Source organism: Pseudomonas azerbaijanoccidentalis (genome assembly GCF_019145495.1).
Classification (GTDB): Bacteria; Pseudomonadota; Gammaproteobacteria; order Pseudomonadales; family Pseudomonadaceae; genus Aquipseudomonas; species Aquipseudomonas azerbaijanoccidentalis.
In genome coordinates this window covers 620,878-636,336 of sequence record NZ_JAHSTU010000002.1, presented here as the reverse complement: position 1 = coordinate 636,336, position 15,459 = coordinate 620,878, and the positions used below count along the sequence as shown (strand labels likewise).

At 58.6% G+C, this 15,459-nt stretch carries 14 protein-coding genes; 12 read left to right on the top strand and 2 right to left on the bottom strand.

The genetic code is table 11. The annotated features are described in order from the left end of the window. Positions 1-77: 77 nt before the first annotated feature. Complete coding sequence (gene norR / locus KVG88_RS09440) at positions 78-1,628, bottom strand: nitric oxide reductase transcriptional regulator NorR (protein WP_217871179.1); 1,551 nt, start codon at positions 1,626-1,628, stop codon at positions 78-80. Between the two features lie 156 nt (positions 1,629-1,784). On the opposite strand from norR, the gene hmpA reads away from it, so the two are divergent. From hmpA to cyoE, 7 genes are all read left to right on the top strand, one after another. After that, entirely contained in the window at positions 1,785-2,966 is a 1,182-nt protein-coding gene (gene hmpA, locus KVG88_RS09435; RefSeq protein WP_217871178.1) for an NO-inducible flavohemoprotein, read from the top strand. A 202-nt stretch (positions 2,967-3,168) separates the two neighbouring features. Next, positions 3,169-3,678, top strand: a complete 510-nt coding sequence (locus KVG88_RS09430) for a disulfide bond formation protein B (RefSeq protein WP_150703701.1) — start codon at positions 3,169-3,171, stop codon at positions 3,676-3,678. Positions 3,679-4,505: 827 nt separating this feature from the next. Further along, positions 4,506-5,441 (top strand): ubiquinol oxidase subunit II, encoded by a 936-nt coding sequence (cyoA, locus tag KVG88_RS09425; protein WP_150703702.1) that lies wholly within the window; start codon positions 4,506-4,508, stop codon positions 5,439-5,441. A gap of 3 nt (positions 5,442-5,444) precedes the next feature. Next, on the top strand, positions 5,445-7,475 hold the full coding sequence (gene cyoB / locus KVG88_RS09420) for a cytochrome o ubiquinol oxidase subunit I (RefSeq protein ID WP_150703703.1): 2,031 nt from the start codon (positions 5,445-5,447) through the stop codon (positions 7,473-7,475). A gap of 3 nt (positions 7,476-7,478) precedes the next feature. Then, the gene (locus tag KVG88_RS09415) at positions 7,479-8,102 is read left to right on the top strand and encodes a cytochrome o ubiquinol oxidase subunit III (protein WP_008060550.1); all 624 of its coding nucleotides are present in this window, start codon (positions 7,479-7,481) and stop codon (positions 8,100-8,102) included. Next, positions 8,103-8,444: a cytochrome o ubiquinol oxidase subunit IV gene (gene cyoD / locus KVG88_RS09410; protein WP_150703704.1), complete on the top strand. Its 342-nt coding sequence runs from the start codon at positions 8,103-8,105 to the stop codon at positions 8,442-8,444. It abuts the gene before it with no gap. 10 nt (positions 8,445-8,454) lie between these two features. Continuing rightward, positions 8,455-9,342 carry a heme o synthase gene (gene cyoE, locus KVG88_RS09405; RefSeq protein ID WP_150703705.1) on the top strand — a complete coding sequence of 296 codons (888 nt, stop codon included), beginning with the start codon at positions 8,455-8,457 and terminating at the stop codon, positions 9,340-9,342. 130 nt (positions 9,343-9,472) lie between these two features. On the opposite strand, the gene KVG88_RS09400 is transcribed toward cyoE, so the two are convergent. Beyond that, positions 9,473-10,891, bottom strand: coding sequence for an aminotransferase-like domain-containing protein (locus KVG88_RS09400; RefSeq protein WP_150701884.1), 1,419 nt, complete (start codon positions 10,889-10,891; stop codon positions 9,473-9,475). Between the two features lie 151 nt (positions 10,892-11,042). Between KVG88_RS09400 and KVG88_RS09395 the strand changes: the two genes are divergently transcribed. The 5 genes from KVG88_RS09395 (at position 11,043) to yfcF (ending at position 15,446) form a co-directional block, all read left to right on the top strand. Beyond that, on the top strand, positions 11,043-12,143 hold the full coding sequence (locus KVG88_RS09395) for an MFS transporter (protein ID WP_217871177.1): 1,101 nt from the start codon (positions 11,043-11,045) through the stop codon (positions 12,141-12,143). A 42-nt stretch (positions 12,144-12,185) separates the two neighbouring features. Beyond that, positions 12,186-13,466 carry an ATP-grasp domain-containing protein gene (locus tag KVG88_RS09390; RefSeq protein ID WP_150701886.1) on the top strand — a complete coding sequence of 427 codons (1,281 nt, stop codon included), beginning with the start codon at positions 12,186-12,188 and terminating at the stop codon, positions 13,464-13,466. Between the two features lie 61 nt (positions 13,467-13,527). Further along, positions 13,528-14,022, top strand: coding sequence for a RidA family protein (locus tag KVG88_RS09385; protein WP_150701887.1), 495 nt, complete (start codon positions 13,528-13,530; stop codon positions 14,020-14,022). An 83-nt stretch (positions 14,023-14,105) separates the two neighbouring features. Next, positions 14,106-14,591: a cupin domain-containing protein gene (locus KVG88_RS09380; RefSeq protein ID WP_217871176.1), complete on the top strand. Its 486-nt coding sequence runs from the start codon at positions 14,106-14,108 to the stop codon at positions 14,589-14,591. Positions 14,592-14,801: 210 nt separating this feature from the next. Then, positions 14,802-15,446: a glutathione transferase gene (gene yfcF / locus KVG88_RS09375; protein ID WP_150701889.1), complete on the top strand. Its 645-nt coding sequence runs from the start codon at positions 14,802-14,804 to the stop codon at positions 15,444-15,446. Positions 15,447-15,459: the final 13 nt, after the last annotated feature.

Below are 15,459 nucleotides of genomic sequence, written 5' to 3'. Positions count from 1 at the left end.
CAAAAGATCGCAGCCTGCGGCAGCTCCTACTTGGATCGCATTTCCCTGTGGGAGCTGCCGCAGGCTGCGATCTTTACTTATTTCATGCCCAGCCGTTTGGCCATCCGCCCCAAATTCGCCCGATCCAGTCCTAACTCCCGCGCCGCACTCGCCCAGTTGTTGTGGTGCCGCTCCAGGCACGCGCCGATCAACTGGCGCTGATAGTTTTCGGTGGCCTCGCGCAGGTCGCCGGTCACCAACGCCATGGCCGCCGCTGCCGGTTGCTCGGCGCTGATTTCAACGCTGCCGTTAGGCAGGTCCAGGTCGGCGGCGCTCAGGCTGAGAATCTTCGGCCGTTCCTTGCAGTTGCCCAACGCCTTCAACGCGCTGCGACCGATCAGGTGTTCCAGTTCCCGCACGTTGCCCGGCCAGTCATAGGCGAGCAACGCAGCCTGGGCATCGCTGCCCAGGCGCAGGCTGTTGAGGCCCATGCGCGAGCGGTTCTGCTCCAGGAAGTAACCGCTGAGCAGCAGCACGTCACGGCCACGATCACGCAGAGCCGGGACTAATAAAGGATAAACACTGAGGCGATGATAGAAGTCGGCACGATAGCGGCCGCTGCGCACTTCTTCGGCCAGGTCGCGGTTGGTCGCGGCGATCAGCCGTACGTCGACCTGATGCTCCTTGTCCGACCCCAAGCGCTGCAACTGGCCGCTTTGCAACACACGCAGGAGTTTGGCCTGCACCGTCAACGACAGCTCACCTACTTCATCGAGAAACAGTGTGCCGCCATTGGCCAACTCGAACTTGCCGCGTCGATCGTTCATTGCCCCGGTGAAGGCGCCGCGCACGTGGCCGAACAATTCACTTTCCACCAGCGTATCGGGCAGCGCGGCACAATTGAGGCTGATGATCGGCTTGTCGGCGCGCGGCGAGGCGGCGTGAATGGCCTGCGCCACCAACTCCTTGCCGACCCCGGTTTCCCCGGTGATCAGCACGGTCAGGTCGCTGCCGCCCACCAGGCTGATTTCTTCCACCAAACGTTTGAGGGCCTTGCTCTGGCCGATCATTTCGCGGTTCTGCTGACCGCTGGCCTGACGGTAGACCTCAGCGCGCTGGTGTTCATCCTCGACGCGATTGTTCAGGCGCTCAATGCGCTCGACGGCATTGACCGTCGCGGCGGCGAGGCTGGCGAAGGCTTCAAGGGCGTCGAGTTCGATGGGCTCGAACTGCCCCGGATCGAGCGCGTCGAGGGTCAGCAAACCCCATGGGCGCTCGTCGATGAGCAGCGGGCAACCCATGCAGTCGTGGACTTCAAGATGCTCATCAAGGCCATCGACCAGCCCGTCGTACGGGTCGGGCATGTCGCTGTCGGCGGCGAATCGGGTCGGGCCATTGCTGCTCAGCAACGCTTCGAAGCGCGGATGTTCGCTGACCTTGAAGCGTCGACCGAGGGTGTCGGTACTCAAGCCGTCGACGGCCAGTGGCACCAGCCATTCGCCGTCAAGACGCAGCAGCGCGGCAGCATCGCAGGGCAGCAGGGCGCGCATCGCTTCGAGCAGACGTCGATAGCGCTCGCCCTCGGGGAGTTCGCGGGACAGGTCTGAGACCAGTGGTAGCAGGGCGGTAAGCAGGGATTTTGCAGTCATAGTGACTCCATGTAGTCGGTGTGACTATAAAACAGAAGGTGTCGTTATGACTATCATGTTATTAACTTGTTGATTTATATGGATTTAATAGTTGGCACGGAAACTGAAGTGCATAGGACATTAGTCACCAAAACTTTGCTGCCCAGGAGTCACTTTATGCTTAGCGTCCAAGACCGTGCCATCGTCAAATCTACAGTGCCGTTGCTGGAAAGCGGTGGCGAAGCCCTCATCACTCACTTCTACCGCATGATGCTCTCCGAGTATCCGGAAGTCCGCCCGTTGTTCAACCAGGCCCACCAGGCCACCGGTGACCAACCGCGTGCGCTGGCCAACGGTGTGCTGATGTACGCGCGCCATATCGACCAGCTCGACCAGTTGGGCGATCTGGTGGCGAAGATCATCAACAAGCACGTCGCCCTGCAGATTCTTCCGGAACACTACCCGATTGTAGGCAACTGCCTGCTGCGCGCCATTGCCGAAGTGCTCGGCGAAGAAATCGCCACCCCGGAAGTGATAGCGGCCTGGGGTGCGGCTTACGGCCAACTGGCGGACATCCTGATCGGTGCCGAAACCAGCATCTACGACCAGAAAGAACAGGCACCGGGCGGCTGGCGCGGAGCGCGGGAGTTCATCGTTGCGGCCAAGGTCGAAGAAAGCGCGGAAATCACTTCGTTCTACTTCGAACCGGTGGATAAAGGCCTGATTCTGGCTGCCGAACCGGGCCAGTACATCGGCATGAAACTGATCCTCGATGGCGAAGAAATCCGCCGTAACTATTCGCTGTCGGCCCTGGCCAACAAAGGCCAGTACCGCATCAGCGTCAAGCGCGAGGCCGGTGGTCGCGCGTCCAACTTCCTGCACGATCAATTGCACGTAGGCTCGACCATCCAGTTGTTCCCGCCATCGGGCGAATTCACCCTGACCGCCAGCGACAAACCACTGGTGCTGATCAGTGGCGGCGTCGGCATCACCCCGACCCTGGCGATGCTGGAGGCCGCGCTGGAGACCAAACGCCCGGTGCACTTCATCCACTGCGCGCGCAATGGCAAAGTCCATGCCTTCCGCGACTGGATCGATGGCTTGGCCGAGCGTCATCCGCAACTCAAACCGTTTTACTGCTATGCCGAAGATGACGGCGTGAGCCCCGCGGCGCACAAGGTCGGGCTGCTGAGCCAGGAGCAGTTGGGCGAATGGTTGCCGCAAGAGCGCGACCTGGACGCTTACTTCCTCGGGCCGAAGGGCTTCATGGCGGCGATCAAACGCCACCTCAAGGCGCTGGGTGTGCCGGAGAAGCAAAGCCGTTACGAGTTCTTCGGTCCGGCTTCGGCGTTGGAGTAACCCTTTAAAGATCGCAGCCTTCGGCAGCTCCTACAGGATGTTCATCATCTGAATGCAGGAGCTGCGGGAGGCTGCGATCTTTTGATTTTTCTGTTCAAAAGTTAATCCCTTCTTAACCCGCTTATCGTCTATTCCCCGACATCCCCCAGCACGCCGCAGGCGTGTAGACTGGCGGGCAATCGATATCTTGAAGGGAAACGCGATGAGCGAGGAAACACTGCGGTTGGGCCGTGAACGGCGTTATCTGGTTTTGCTGGGCATCATCTGCCTGGCGCTGATCGGTGGCGCGCTGTACATGCAAATCGTACTGGGCGAGGCCCCGTGCCCGCTGTGCATCCTGCAACGTTATGCCTTGCTGTTGATCGCGATCTTCGCCTTTATTGGCGCGGCCATGCGCAACCGTCGCAGCATCACGATTTTTGAAACCCTGGTGGTGATTTGCGCACTGGCAGGCGTCGGTGTGGCGGGGCATCACGTCTACACGCAGTTCTATCCCGCCGTCAGTTGCGGCATCGATGTACTGCAACCGATTGTCGACGGCTTGCCGCTGGCGAAGATCTTCCCGCTGGGCTTCCAGGTCGACGGTTTCTGCTCCACGCCGTACCCGCCGATTCTCGGTTTGTCGCTGGCGCAATGGGCGCTGGTCGCCTTCGTGCTGGTCGTGGTGCTGGTGCCGCTTCTGACGATGCGCAACCGTAAAGCACTGCGCTGAGACCCTGCGTCGCATCGTATTGTCGGACAAAAAATGCCCCGGTCCTCACTGAGAGGGCCAGGGCATTTTTTTGCAGATCAGAGGCTGGCTGAAAACACCGTAGCAGGTGGAAACATAGGTGCGACACGTGTGCGACATGTTGTCACATCTTCAGTGTCGCAGCGGCGTCCAAGGCAGCGGATTGGCATGGACTCATGCAATGAAATTGGTCTGTTTCGCGGCCTGTCGGGTTCCGTAGTTATCAGGCTGGAGCAGGCAGTTTTAACAGGGTCTGGCGATTTGCCAGAGCCCTTGTGACATGGGGGCTTGCGCCGGGTAGGGCGGTGTCGCCGAGCAGCGGAAACTGTCTGAACTGCCGGTGGTAGACCTACTATTTTTGGTGTTTTTGTTGAGAATTAATTTCGATAACATGCGCCACTTTTACGAGTTCGGCGAAGCATTGTTGCGGCTCGGGATATAAATTATTTCGGGATGAGACATGGTTTAAAAAACGCTACATAACTACAATCGCCCGCACTGAATTCCCGGCGCTGCTCACCCTTAAAGGTGTTTGAGCAGAATCAGGGTGTCGAGAGGCCGGGCGGCTTCATGCGACTCCCAGGTGTCGGTGCCTCCAACTATCCGCACCAAATGGAATTGGTCTGTAACAAGGCCTTTGACCACGAATTCGAATAAGAACTCACCGCTGGCCCAGGATTTGTCGAAACGCGTCTGACGCTCGACGGGCAGCCCTTATTCAATCCAAAGAAAATGCCAACCCTTGGCAGGGTGAAGTGTTGGCGATCAAAACCCAACTGCATTGCGCAAGCTGCTTTAGAGGTCGTGAGATGAGTAAAAACAGGTACCCCAGACTACTAGGCTTATTGCCGCTGCTCGGCACGTTGTTGCTGGGAGGCTGCAACATGACCTTGCTCAATCCCACGGGCCAGGTTGGCCTGGAACAGAAAAACCTGATCATCACCGCAACGCTGCTGATGCTGTTGGTCGTGGTTCCGGTCATCGTCATGACCTTCCTGTTCGCCTGGAAATACCGCGCGTCCAACACCAAGGCGACCTACACGCCTAAGTGGAACCACTCCACCAAGATCGAAATCGCGGTGTGGACTGTTCCGGTGTTGATCATCATTGCCCTGGGTTACATCACCTACAAGTCGACCCACGAGCTGGACCCGTATCGTCCGATCGTATCCGACGTGAAGCCAGTGACCATCGAAGTGGTCGCGCTGGACTGGAAGTGGCTGTTCATCTACCCGGAACAAGGCATTGCCACGGTCAACAAGATCGTGTTCCCGGCGCACACGCCAATCAACTTCAAGATCACCTCTGACGCTGTGATGAACTCATTCTTCATCCCGGGTCTGGGCGGCCAGATCTACGCGATGGCGGGCATGCAGACCAAGCTGCACCTGATCGCTGACCGCAACGCTGAAATGGAAGGCATCTCGGCCAACTACAGCGGTGCCGGTTTCACCGGTATGAAATTCAAGGCTATCGCAACTTCCCAGGAAGATTTCGACGCCTGGGTAAGTGAAGTCAAAAAGGCACCTAAACAGCTTGAACAAGCTGAATACGCAGCCCTTTCCAAGCAGAGCCAGAACAACCCAGTCGAGCTCTACTCCTCGGTAACGCCGAACCTGTTCCAGATCATCGTCGACAAGTACGAAGGCATGAAACCGGGTCCGAAGGTGAAGCACGAGAAGAAAGAGAAAGAAGTGGCCGCTACGGACATGAACTCGCATTCAGCTGCCGGGGCAGAGGAGTAAACGATGTTTGGTAAATTAAGTTGGGAAGCGGTCCCGTTCCACGAGCCGATCGTAATGGTGACCATCGCCATGATCGCGCTCGGCGGTCTGGCACTGTTCGCCGGTATCACTTACTTCAAGAAGTGGACCTACCTGTGGACCGAGTGGCTGACGTCGGTCGACCACAAGAAAATCGGCGTGATGTACATCATCGTCGCCATGGTCATGCTGCTGCGCGGTTTTGCCGACGCCATCATGATGCGTACCCAGTTGGCCATGGCTACCGAGGGTTCGCCTGGCTACTTGCCACCTGAACACTATGACCAGATCTTCACCGCTCACGGTGTGATCATGATCATCTTCATGGCGATGCCATTCTTCACCGGCCTGATGAACCTTGCAGTGCCGCTGCAGATCGGCGCGCGTGACGTTGCCTTCCCGTTCCTGAACTCCCTGAGCTTCTGGCTGCTGGTGTCCGGCGTTGTGCTGATCAACCTGTCCCTGGGCGTCGGCGAATTCGCCAAGACCGGTTGGGTTGCCTATCCGCCGCTGTCGGGTCTGCAATACAGCCCTGGCGTGGGGATGGATTACTACATCTGGGCGCTACAGCTATCGGGTCTGGGGACAACGCTAACGGGGGTTAACTTCCTCGCTACCGTGCTGAAAATGCGTACCCCTGGCATGAAACTGATGGACATGCCGATCTTCACCTGGACCTGCACCTGGGCCAACGTCCTGATCGTGGCTTCGTTCCCGATCCTGACCGCTACCCTGGCACTGCTGACGCTTGACCGTTACATGGATTTCCATATTTTCACCAATGAACTTGGTGGCAATCCAATGATGTACGTCAACCTGTTCTGGGCATGGGGCCACCCTGAGGTTTACATCCTGATCCTGCCGGCCTTCGGCATTTTCTCGGAAGTCATCTCGGCCTTCACCGGCAAGAAACTGTTTGGCCACAAGTCGATGATCTACGCTTCGGGCGCGATCTCGGTACTGGGCTTCATGGTTTGGCTGCACCACTTCTTCACTATGGGTTCGGGTGCCAGCGTCAACGCCTTCTTCGGTCTGGCGACAATGCTGATTTCCATCCCGACGGGTGTGAAGCTATTCAACTGGCTGTTCACCATCTACCAGGGCCGTCTGCGTTTCACCAGCCAGGTGCTGTGGACTCTGGGCTTCATGGTGACCTTCGCCATCGGCGGCATGACCGGCGTACTGCTGGCCATCCCGGGTGCTGACTTCGTTCTGCACAACAGCCTGTTCGTGATCGCGCACTTCCACAACGTGATCATCGGCGGTGCGGTATTCGGTTACATCGCTGGTTTCGCGTTCTACTTCCCGAAAGCGTTCGGCTTCAAGCTGCACGAAGGCTGGGGTAAAGCAGCGTTCTGGTTCTGGATCTCGGGCTTCTTCGTCGCGTTCATGCCGCTCTATGCACTGGGCTTCATGGGCATGACCCGTCGTCTGAACGCCACCACCAACCCTGAGTGGGTGCCGTACCTGTACGTCGCCATGTTCGGTGCGGTGATGATCGCTGTCGGTATCGCCTGCCAACTGATCCAGCTGTACGTCAGTGTGCGTGACCGCAACAAGCCAGAAAACATGTGCGAACACGGTGACCCGTGGAATGCCCACACTCTGGAATGGTCGACCTCGTCGCCACCGCCGTTTTACAACTTCGCCGTGCTGCCGAAAGCCGACTGCGTCGATCCGTTCACCGAAGCCAAGGAAAACGGCACCGCGTACCAGGCTCCGGCCAAGTACGAGCCGATCCACATGCCAAACAACACCGCTACCGGTGTGGTCATGGGTGCTCTGCTGACCGTGTTCGGTTTCGCGATGATCTGGCACATCTGGTGGCTGGCAATCGCGAGCCTGGTAGGCACTGTCGTCTACTTCGCGATCCACGCTGCACGTGACGACCAGGGCTATATGGTCCCGGTTGAAACGATCGAGCGCATCGAAGCCGAGCAGCACAAGCGTCTGGTCGCGGCAGGGAAAATCCCGGCCACAGCCACCCGTGTTGAAACCTCGTTGGAACAGGCTTAAACCATGTCGAACTTAGTGACCAATGTTGGACACGCCCATGGTGACCATGGGCACGATGACCACCACCACGACTCGGGCGAGATGACCGTATACGGTTTCTGGCTCTACCTGATGACCGACTGCATTCTGTTTGCGTCGATCTTCGCGGTGTACGCGGTACTGGTAAATAACGTAGCCGGTGGCCCGTCGGGCCACGACATCTTCGAACTGCCCTACGTGCTGGGCGAAACCGCTCTGCTGTTGTTCAGTTCGATCACCTACGGCTTCGCCATGCTGGCGTTCTACCGTGGCAACAAGAAACAGGTCCTGGGCTGGTTGGCCATGACCTTCCTGTTCGGTCTGGGCTTCATCGGCATGGAGGTCAACGAGTTCCACCTGCTGATCTCCGAAGGCTACGGCCCTAGCCGCAGCGGCTTCCTGTCCGGGTTCTTCACCCTGGTCGGCACCCACGGTCTGCACGTGACCAGCGGTCTGATCTGGATGGCGATCATGATGTATCAGGTCAACAAGCATGGCCTGACGTCGACCAACAAGACCCGTCTGAGCTGCCTGAGCCTGTTCTGGCACTTCCTGGACGTTGTCTGGATCTGCGTATTCACCGTTGTTTACCTGATGGGGACTATGTAAATGGCTAACCCAGCTCATTCCCACCACGGCCACGATGACGCCGGTCACGGCAGCTACAAGTCGTACGCCATCGGTTTCATCCTGTCGGTGATCCTGACCGTCATTCCATTCGGTCTGGTGATGTACCCGACGCTGCCGAAGTCGATCACCCTGTTGATCGTCCTCGCGTTCGCGATCGTCCAGGTGCTGGTGCACCTGGTGTACTTCCTGCACCTGGACCGTTCCGCCGCGCAGCGCAACAACGTGATCGCGTTTGTATTCGCCGCGATCGTAATCGTCCTGCTGGTTGGCCTGTCGCTGTGGATCATGTTCAGCATCCACACGTACATGATGGCGAAGTGAGGTAGACCCGATGTCGCTCAAGCACTTTATCCAAATCACCAAACCGGGGATCATTTTCGGTAACGTGCTTTCTGTGGCAGGCGGGTTCTTCCTGGCCTCGAAAGGGCATGTCGATCTGGCCGTGTTTCTGGCCGCCATGATTGGCACGTCCCTGGTTGTCGCCTCCGGTTGCGTGTTCAACAACTGCATCGACCGCGACATCGACATCAAGATGGAACGCACCAAGAACCGGGTGCTGGTACAGGGCCTCATCTCCCTGAAACTGGCCCTGATCTATGCGACCGTCCTGGGTGTTCTCGGCGTTGCGTTGTTGTACAAGGTGGCCAACCCGTTGGCCGCTTTGTTCGCGGTGATCGGCTTCGTGATCTACGTTGGCTTCTACAGCCTGTACCTCAAGCGCAAGTCGGTTCACGGCACGCTGGTGGGCAGTCTGTCGGGCGCCATGCCGCCAGTGATTGGTTATGTCGCAGTCAGCAACACCTTCGACATGGCCGCACTGACCCTGCTGGTGATGTTCAGCCTGTGGCAGATGCCGCATTCCTACGCCATCGCGATCTTCCGCTTCAACGATTACCTGGCCGCATCGATTCCGGTGTTGCCAGTGAAGCGCGGGATTCAAGTGGCCAAGAAGCACATTCTGCTCTACATCCTGGCGTTCCTCGTGGCGACCTTGATGCTGACCTTCAGCGGCTACGCCGGCATGAGCTACCTCGCCGTTGCCGCGGCCATGGGCATGTACTGGTTGTACATGGCCTGGACCGGCTACAAGGCAGTGGATGACACGGTCTGGGCACGCAAGCTGTTCGTGTTCTCGATCTTCACCATTACCGCGTTGAGCGTGATGATGTCCCTGGACTTCAAAGTGCCGGCCGAGCTGTTGCTGACGTACGCGCCTTAAGATCCAGACGCTGTAACGAAAAGCCCCGCCTTCGAGAGAAGAGCGGGGCTTTTTCGTTGGGGGTTTTCTGGTGGACCGAATTGCCGCCATCGCGAGCAAGCTCGCTCCCACAGAGATTGAGGGTCTTTTGTTATTTGTGCGGCTTGTCCAGCAACCGGAAAAACCGCTCCCGGACCTGCACGTGGTCGCTGTGCGCCACGTTGAATCGCAGAAACTGATTGGCATCCGCCGCCTTGCTGAGCATGGTGCCCGGTGCCAGGACCAGGTCTATTTCCAGCCCCTTCCTGGCCAGGCATTCGGCGCTATATTCCTCCGGCAGTCGAGTCCAGATGTATAACCCTTCCCCCGGCAGGGACGACACCGAACACCCGGCTTCGCCCAGCCATGCCGCCACCCGGCTGTTCGACTCGTAGAGGCGGTCCACCGTGCGGCGCATGTGTTTGGTGTAGCTGCCGTCGCTGAGCATGGTGCAGATGATCTGCTCGGCCATTTCCGAGGTCATGCCGCCGCAGGCCATTTTCAGCGTCACCATCCGCGCTGCCAGTTGCGGTGAAAGCACCGCGAAGCTGACGCGGCTGTTGGCGGTCAGGGTCTTGGAGAACCCGGAGACGTAAGAGACATTGTCCAGCCCGCTCGCAGCCAGGCGTGGCGTTCGGCGTTGCTGCATGTCGCAGTACAAATCGTCTTCGAGGATGTGGAAGTTGTAGCGATGGCTCAACTCCACCAAGCGGTAAACCTGCGCCGAAGTGAACGAATGCCCGGTCGGGTTGTGCAGGGCATTGTTGGTCATGTAGAGCACGGGACGATGGGCAATCAGCAATTGTTCCAATGCGTCCAGGTCCATGCCGTCGCACTCGCGGCGGATGGTGATGACTTTGACGCCGTGCCACGCCAGATTGGTGTGCATCGTGAAGTAGCAAGGGTCGTCGAGCAGCACCGTGTCGCCGGGTTTGACCAGCAGGCGCATCAGCATGTCGATGGCTTGCACGGTGTTGGCGGTGGTGATGATCTGCTCCACCGGCGCCTCGATGCCCAAGCTCGCCATCTTGACGCGCAAGGCCTGGCGCAATGGCAGGTAACCGCTGGCGTTGCCGTATTCGCCCATGCGCAGGGTGGTCGCGCGCAGCGTACCGCGCACGGCTTTGAGCAATTCTTCGGCAGGCAACCACGAGGACGGCAGAAAACCGGCCCCCGGACGCAGCGCGCCGCTGTCCAGCAGTACCGCGCGGCGGACCACGCTGAGGGTGTCTTGTGGCAGCAGGTCGGGCCCGGCGTTGGCGGGCAGGGTGCTGCTGGAGCGGTGTACGTAGTGCCCGGAACCCTGGCGTGAAACCACCAGGCCCTTGGCGCGCAAACGGTCCAGAGCGTCGACCACCGTGGATTTGCCCACGTGCATCAAGTCGGAGAGTTCGCGAATCGGCGGCAGCCTGGAGCCGTGGGGCAGGCCGCCCTGACTGATTGCCACCGTTAATTGATCAACGATCTGCTGCACCAGCGGCACACCCGGCTGGAACTCGATAGCGGCGATCACTGCGCGCTGAGCCTGCATTTTACTGGTCTCTCCGGCAGTAAAGTTCGTTTGATTCTATACGAACTTGCTCTGACCAAGACAAGCATCTCTTTTTACTATCGCTTTGGAGTGTTTTCAGATTGTCGACCTTTTTGCCGGTCGATCAGTCACCAGGTGTATGAGGTGCTGCATGAGTTTAGAAACAACCGCCGTCGTGGCGAAACCGGTGATCAACCTGCGGTTGTTCACCATTCGAATCATCACGGCCGTGGCGCTGTTCGCGGTGTTGGGCAAGGCCAACGTATGGCTCGATACCGCCACCAACAGCATTCTGGCCCTGGGGTATCGGGCCTTGTTGTTGCTGCTGCCGTTGACGTTGCTGGTCCTCGGTCGCCGCTCGTTGAGTGTCACGCTGCTGTGCGCAGCCATGGGCCTGGTGCTGCTGGCAATCACCCACAACCAGGGCGTCATCATGTTTGCCGCGGCGCTGTTCGCCTACGGCATTGCGATTGCCGGTTACCTGATCAAAAGCGAAGCGGCGCAGACCAAGGAAGGCGCGGCCTATAACCGCGTTGCGATGAACATGGGCAGCCTGCTGGCCGGCCTGATCCTGCTGTCGCCGCTGCTGACGCCAACTATGTTTTTCCTCGGCGCCGCCAGTTTTGTCCTGTTGTGCCTGCCCATCGCCATGGGCGCGACCTTCACCACCGAAGCCGCCGTGGCCCGTCCGGTCAGCCAGGAAGGCAGCGGCTGGCGTAACAAACTGCCGTGGGTGATCGCCGGTGTGATCATGGGCATCAAGCTGTTTGGTGTGTTCTCGATCCTGCCGCAAGCGATCCTGCTCAAGACCGGCGAGCTGCCGGCCTGGTATGGCCTGATGCTGATCCTCAACAGCGCTGTGGTGGTGTTCGCCCAGGTGCCGGTCATGAAACTGATCGAGAGCACCGGGCGCTTCAAGGTCCTGACCGTGATCGCGATCATCGTCAGCGGCTTTGCAGTGCTGTCTTCACCGGCTGCGTTCCACGTCGAAACCCTGGTCGGCGCGCTGGTCTGGGTCGCGCTGCTGTCCATCGCCGAGTGCGCGTTCAGTCACCTCGATTACTTCTCGGTCAAGCAGAACAACATGTTCGTCAAGGAAGTCTCCCTGGGCGTCGGCGCCGGGTTGACCGTGTTGATCATGCGGGTCATGCCGCCGCCCTACAACGCGCTGGTACTGGCCGTCATCGGTGCCGGCGGGATTCTGGTCTGGTACTGGCTCAACCGTAAATCAATCGCGTCGCTGCATGACTGAGTCATCGCCGTTTCGGTTTTCACTTTGCAAGTCGGGAGCTTTATGAATACGACTTCGTGCGTAGTAGTGGTGGGGTACAACGGCAGTCGGGTCCACGATATCCAGAAACTGCGCGATTTGTGCAAGTCGCTGTACAACGCCCGTTTGATCCTGCTGGTCGAGCAGATCCAGCCCCAGGACGATCAGGTGGCTGATCACGTTTGCAGTACCTCGCTGGCCGAGAAAGACGTTGCAGCCTCGCTCGAACTGGTGGTCGGTTGCCTGAATGCCGATCGCTGGAAATTGATCGGTGTGCTGCCGTTTTCTGATCGCGGTGTGTTGTTGGGCGCGGCGCTGGCCAGCCATTTTGGCTTGCCCGGCATTACCCCGGCAGAGGCGCGGGCGGGCCTGGACAAACAGATTTTCCGCCAACTCGAAGCGACAGCCACGACGGCCCCCGAGGATTATCGGCCGATCGTATCCACCCGCATCGAGAGCCTGCCGGACCTGCGCCAGCGGGTGATCGAACTGGGTGGCAAGGCGTTCATCAAGCCGGCCTGCGAAGGTGCCAGCCGGGGCTGCCGGGTGATCCGTCACCCGTCCGAGTGCGACGAAGCGTGGCTGGCCCTGAAGCCCTATCGCGAGGGCGGCATTGTGCTCGAAGAGCTGATCCAGAACGCTCGGGAATACAGCTGGGACTATGTTGCCGGTAGTACCTGGATCACCGAAAAAACCACCACCGATGGCGCCTACCGTGCCGAGATCCAGCAAGTGGTGCCCGCGCCGTTGGCAGCGGACGCACAGGCGCGGCTGATGGCTGCCGGCCGACACATGGCGGGGTTGGTATCGCAGGACAACGGGGCCTGGCACAACGAAGTTTTCCACCGGGCCAATCACCGCACCTCCGCCGTGGAAACCAACATGCGCCCCGGTGGCATGCACATCTGGGATTTGGCGCGTAAGGCATTCATCGATTTCGACCCGTGGGAACGCTGGGTTCGCTGGGCGGTGGAAGGCCACGTCGCCAACGTTGATCCCGTGCCGCGCGGCTACTGCGGCATACGCCTGTTGCGGGCGAACACGGGGGGCATCCTGCGCGATGTACCGGACATTCAGGCGCTAGCCCGCTCGCTGAACATCGAACTGGTGGAAGCGGTGCTGACCAAGCGCATTGGTGATTCGGTCAGTGCGCTGGTGAAAGACAACTTCTCGTTCATTGGCCACATCGTGTTGTTCAACGTGCAGTACGAGCGCCTCAGCCTGGATCTGGCGCGTCTGGCCGAAGCCATTGAATCAAGGGTCGGGATCACCAGCCTGGCAACACCGGCAAGGGCGGTGGGTTGAGTGGCGGATCAAGCAGCAGCGATCGATGTTTTTTGCAGTATTGGTCAAGAGGGCTAATTCAATGATTGCACACATGACCTGTGATGAGCGCTTCATCGCTCTGGCACGGGAATTCGACTACGACATCTACGGCGAGAACACCGCAGGCGGGCACTACGCGCCGCTGATTCGTCATCACGATGAACTGTACATCAGTGGCCTGGTGCCGCGCATGAACGGCAAAATCCACTACCCGGGACGGGTCGGGCGGGACCTCAACATGGCGGATGCGCAAGCGGCCGCCAGCATCAGTGCGATGCGCGGTTTGGCCTTGATCGTCGATGCCATTGGTTCGCTGGACAAGATCAAGTCGTTGATTCGGGTCACGGTGTATGTGAGGTGCACCGAAGATTTTGTCGACCTCAGTGAAGTTGCCAACGGTGCATCGGATGTTTTCAGCCACGTACTCGGTGATGCCGGTAAACATACACGCACCACCGTCGGTGTTTATCAGTTGCCAAAAAATGCGCCGATTGAAGTTGATATGATCGTGGCGCTGCGACCTTCGGCGTTATAAGTGAAGTTGCCCGGCTTTACACTGTTGAAGAGTTAGCCTAAGGTCGGCTAACTCCATTCGGCAGAATAAGTTGGAAACAGCAAATGAATAACGTTCAGGGTGCGTTTTTTTCATATAAGGACTTTCGCCAGAGTCTGGATCGGCAGCCGATAAAACCCCGCGTGTGGACAGCTGCCCAACTTGGCGATATGCGCCAGACCCTTGAGGCCAGTGACGTCGATATCGTTGCGCTGGCCCACGATAACTCCCTCGAAGGTTGCCAGCTGACGCCCGGCATGGCGGTGTCCATGCAATGGCTGGTGCCCGGTTCCACACTCGCTGGTCATGCCCATGCCTGGTGGCATCTGTTCATCATTCAGTCCGGTAGCGGCGCGTTGTCACTCGGTGATGCAGACGCGGTCAACGTCGGCCCCGGTGATGTATTGCTGGTGCCTGCCTGGACCCGGCACGGCTTCGTCAACACTAGCACCTGCGAGCCGCTGGCGATGCTCAACCTCAGCAACATGCCACAAATGGCCCTGCTATCCAATCACGCCGACAACGTTGGGCTGATCCCCCGCCCGCTGTAATTTCCTGTCTGCTGCACACCAGGGAGTCCGCTTACGCTGACTCCCTTTTTTGCTTTTTGCACACCTGAAAAATGCGCTGTGACGATGGCAACGCTCAGATTTCTGTATCGATAGAAACAGATAATTTCTGTATCTGTTCAGCGCTTATTAAACTTACTACGATCGCTTCAAATGCAACGGATTAATCTGGTTAGTGCAAGGGAGCGTTCTATGGAAAGTACAAAGTTAAAGCTGTATTTGGGGGCGGATTATGTCAGTGCCTTTGCGATGTCGGCTTTTGTCGCGTTAAAGGAAAAACAACTTTCCTTTGAGTTGGTTACGCTCGATTTGAAGTCGCGTGAAAACTATCTGGAAAATTATCGCGATCTTTCGCTGACCTGCAAAATCCCTGCGTTAGTTCACGAAGGCTTTGCATTGTCGGAATCTTCAGCCATTGCCGAGTATCTGGAAGAGCTCGCTCCGGGCTCGAAAAGAGTTTACCCGCAAGACATCAAGCAGCGAGCCCGTGCCCGTCAATTGCAGGCCTGGTTGCGCAGCGATCTGCTGGTGGTGCGCAAAGAGCGTCCGTTTGACCTGGTGTATTTCGGCAAGAAAGACACGCCGCTTTCCGATGAAGCCCGGGCTGCTGCCGAGCGTCTGTTCTTTGTCGCTGACCGTTTGCTGGAAGAGGGCGCCGAGCACCTGTTCGGCGACTGGAGCATCGCCGACACCGACCTGGCAATCATGCTCAACCGCCTGGTCGCCAACGGTGACGCGGTGCCTGCGCGGCTGGCGGCGTATGTCCAGCGGCAGTGGGACCGCGACAGCGTTCGGGCATGGATGGACATAGAGCGCAAAGCGCCGGCCATCGCGTAGACGACCATCAGGA

Coding starts and splice junctions, on each gene's coding strand:
- KVG88_RS09400 (WP_150701884.1), bottom strand. CDS start 10,891: ATGCAGGCTCAGCGCGCAGTGATCGCCGCTATCGAGTTCCAGCCGGGT.
- KVG88_RS09395 (WP_217871177.1), top strand. CDS start 11,043: ATGAGTTTAGAAACAACCGCCGTCGTGGCGAAACCGGTGATCAACCTG.
- KVG88_RS09380 (WP_217871176.1), top strand. CDS start 14,106: ATGAATAACGTTCAGGGTGCGTTTTTTTCATATAAGGACTTTCGCCAG.
- KVG88_RS09385 (WP_150701887.1), top strand. CDS start 13,528: ATGATTGCACACATGACCTGTGATGAGCGCTTCATCGCTCTGGCACGG.
- cyoA (WP_150703702.1), top strand. CDS start 4,506: ATGAGTAAAAACAGGTACCCCAGACTACTAGGCTTATTGCCGCTGCTC.
- cyoB (WP_150703703.1), top strand. CDS start 5,445: ATGTTTGGTAAATTAAGTTGGGAAGCGGTCCCGTTCCACGAGCCGATC.
- yfcF (WP_150701889.1), top strand. CDS start 14,802: ATGGAAAGTACAAAGTTAAAGCTGTATTTGGGGGCGGATTATGTCAGT.
- norR (WP_217871179.1), bottom strand. CDS start 1,628: ATGACTGCAAAATCCCTGCTTACCGCCCTGCTACCACTGGTCTCAGAC.
- KVG88_RS09415 (WP_008060550.1), top strand. CDS start 7,479: ATGTCGAACTTAGTGACCAATGTTGGACACGCCCATGGTGACCATGGG.
- cyoD (WP_150703704.1), top strand. CDS start 8,103: ATGGCTAACCCAGCTCATTCCCACCACGGCCACGATGACGCCGGTCAC.
- KVG88_RS09390 (WP_150701886.1), top strand. CDS start 12,186: ATGAATACGACTTCGTGCGTAGTAGTGGTGGGGTACAACGGCAGTCGG.
- hmpA (WP_217871178.1), top strand. CDS start 1,785: ATGCTTAGCGTCCAAGACCGTGCCATCGTCAAATCTACAGTGCCGTTG.
- KVG88_RS09430 (WP_150703701.1), top strand. CDS start 3,169: ATGAGCGAGGAAACACTGCGGTTGGGCCGTGAACGGCGTTATCTGGTT.
- cyoE (WP_150703705.1), top strand. CDS start 8,455: ATGTCGCTCAAGCACTTTATCCAAATCACCAAACCGGGGATCATTTTC.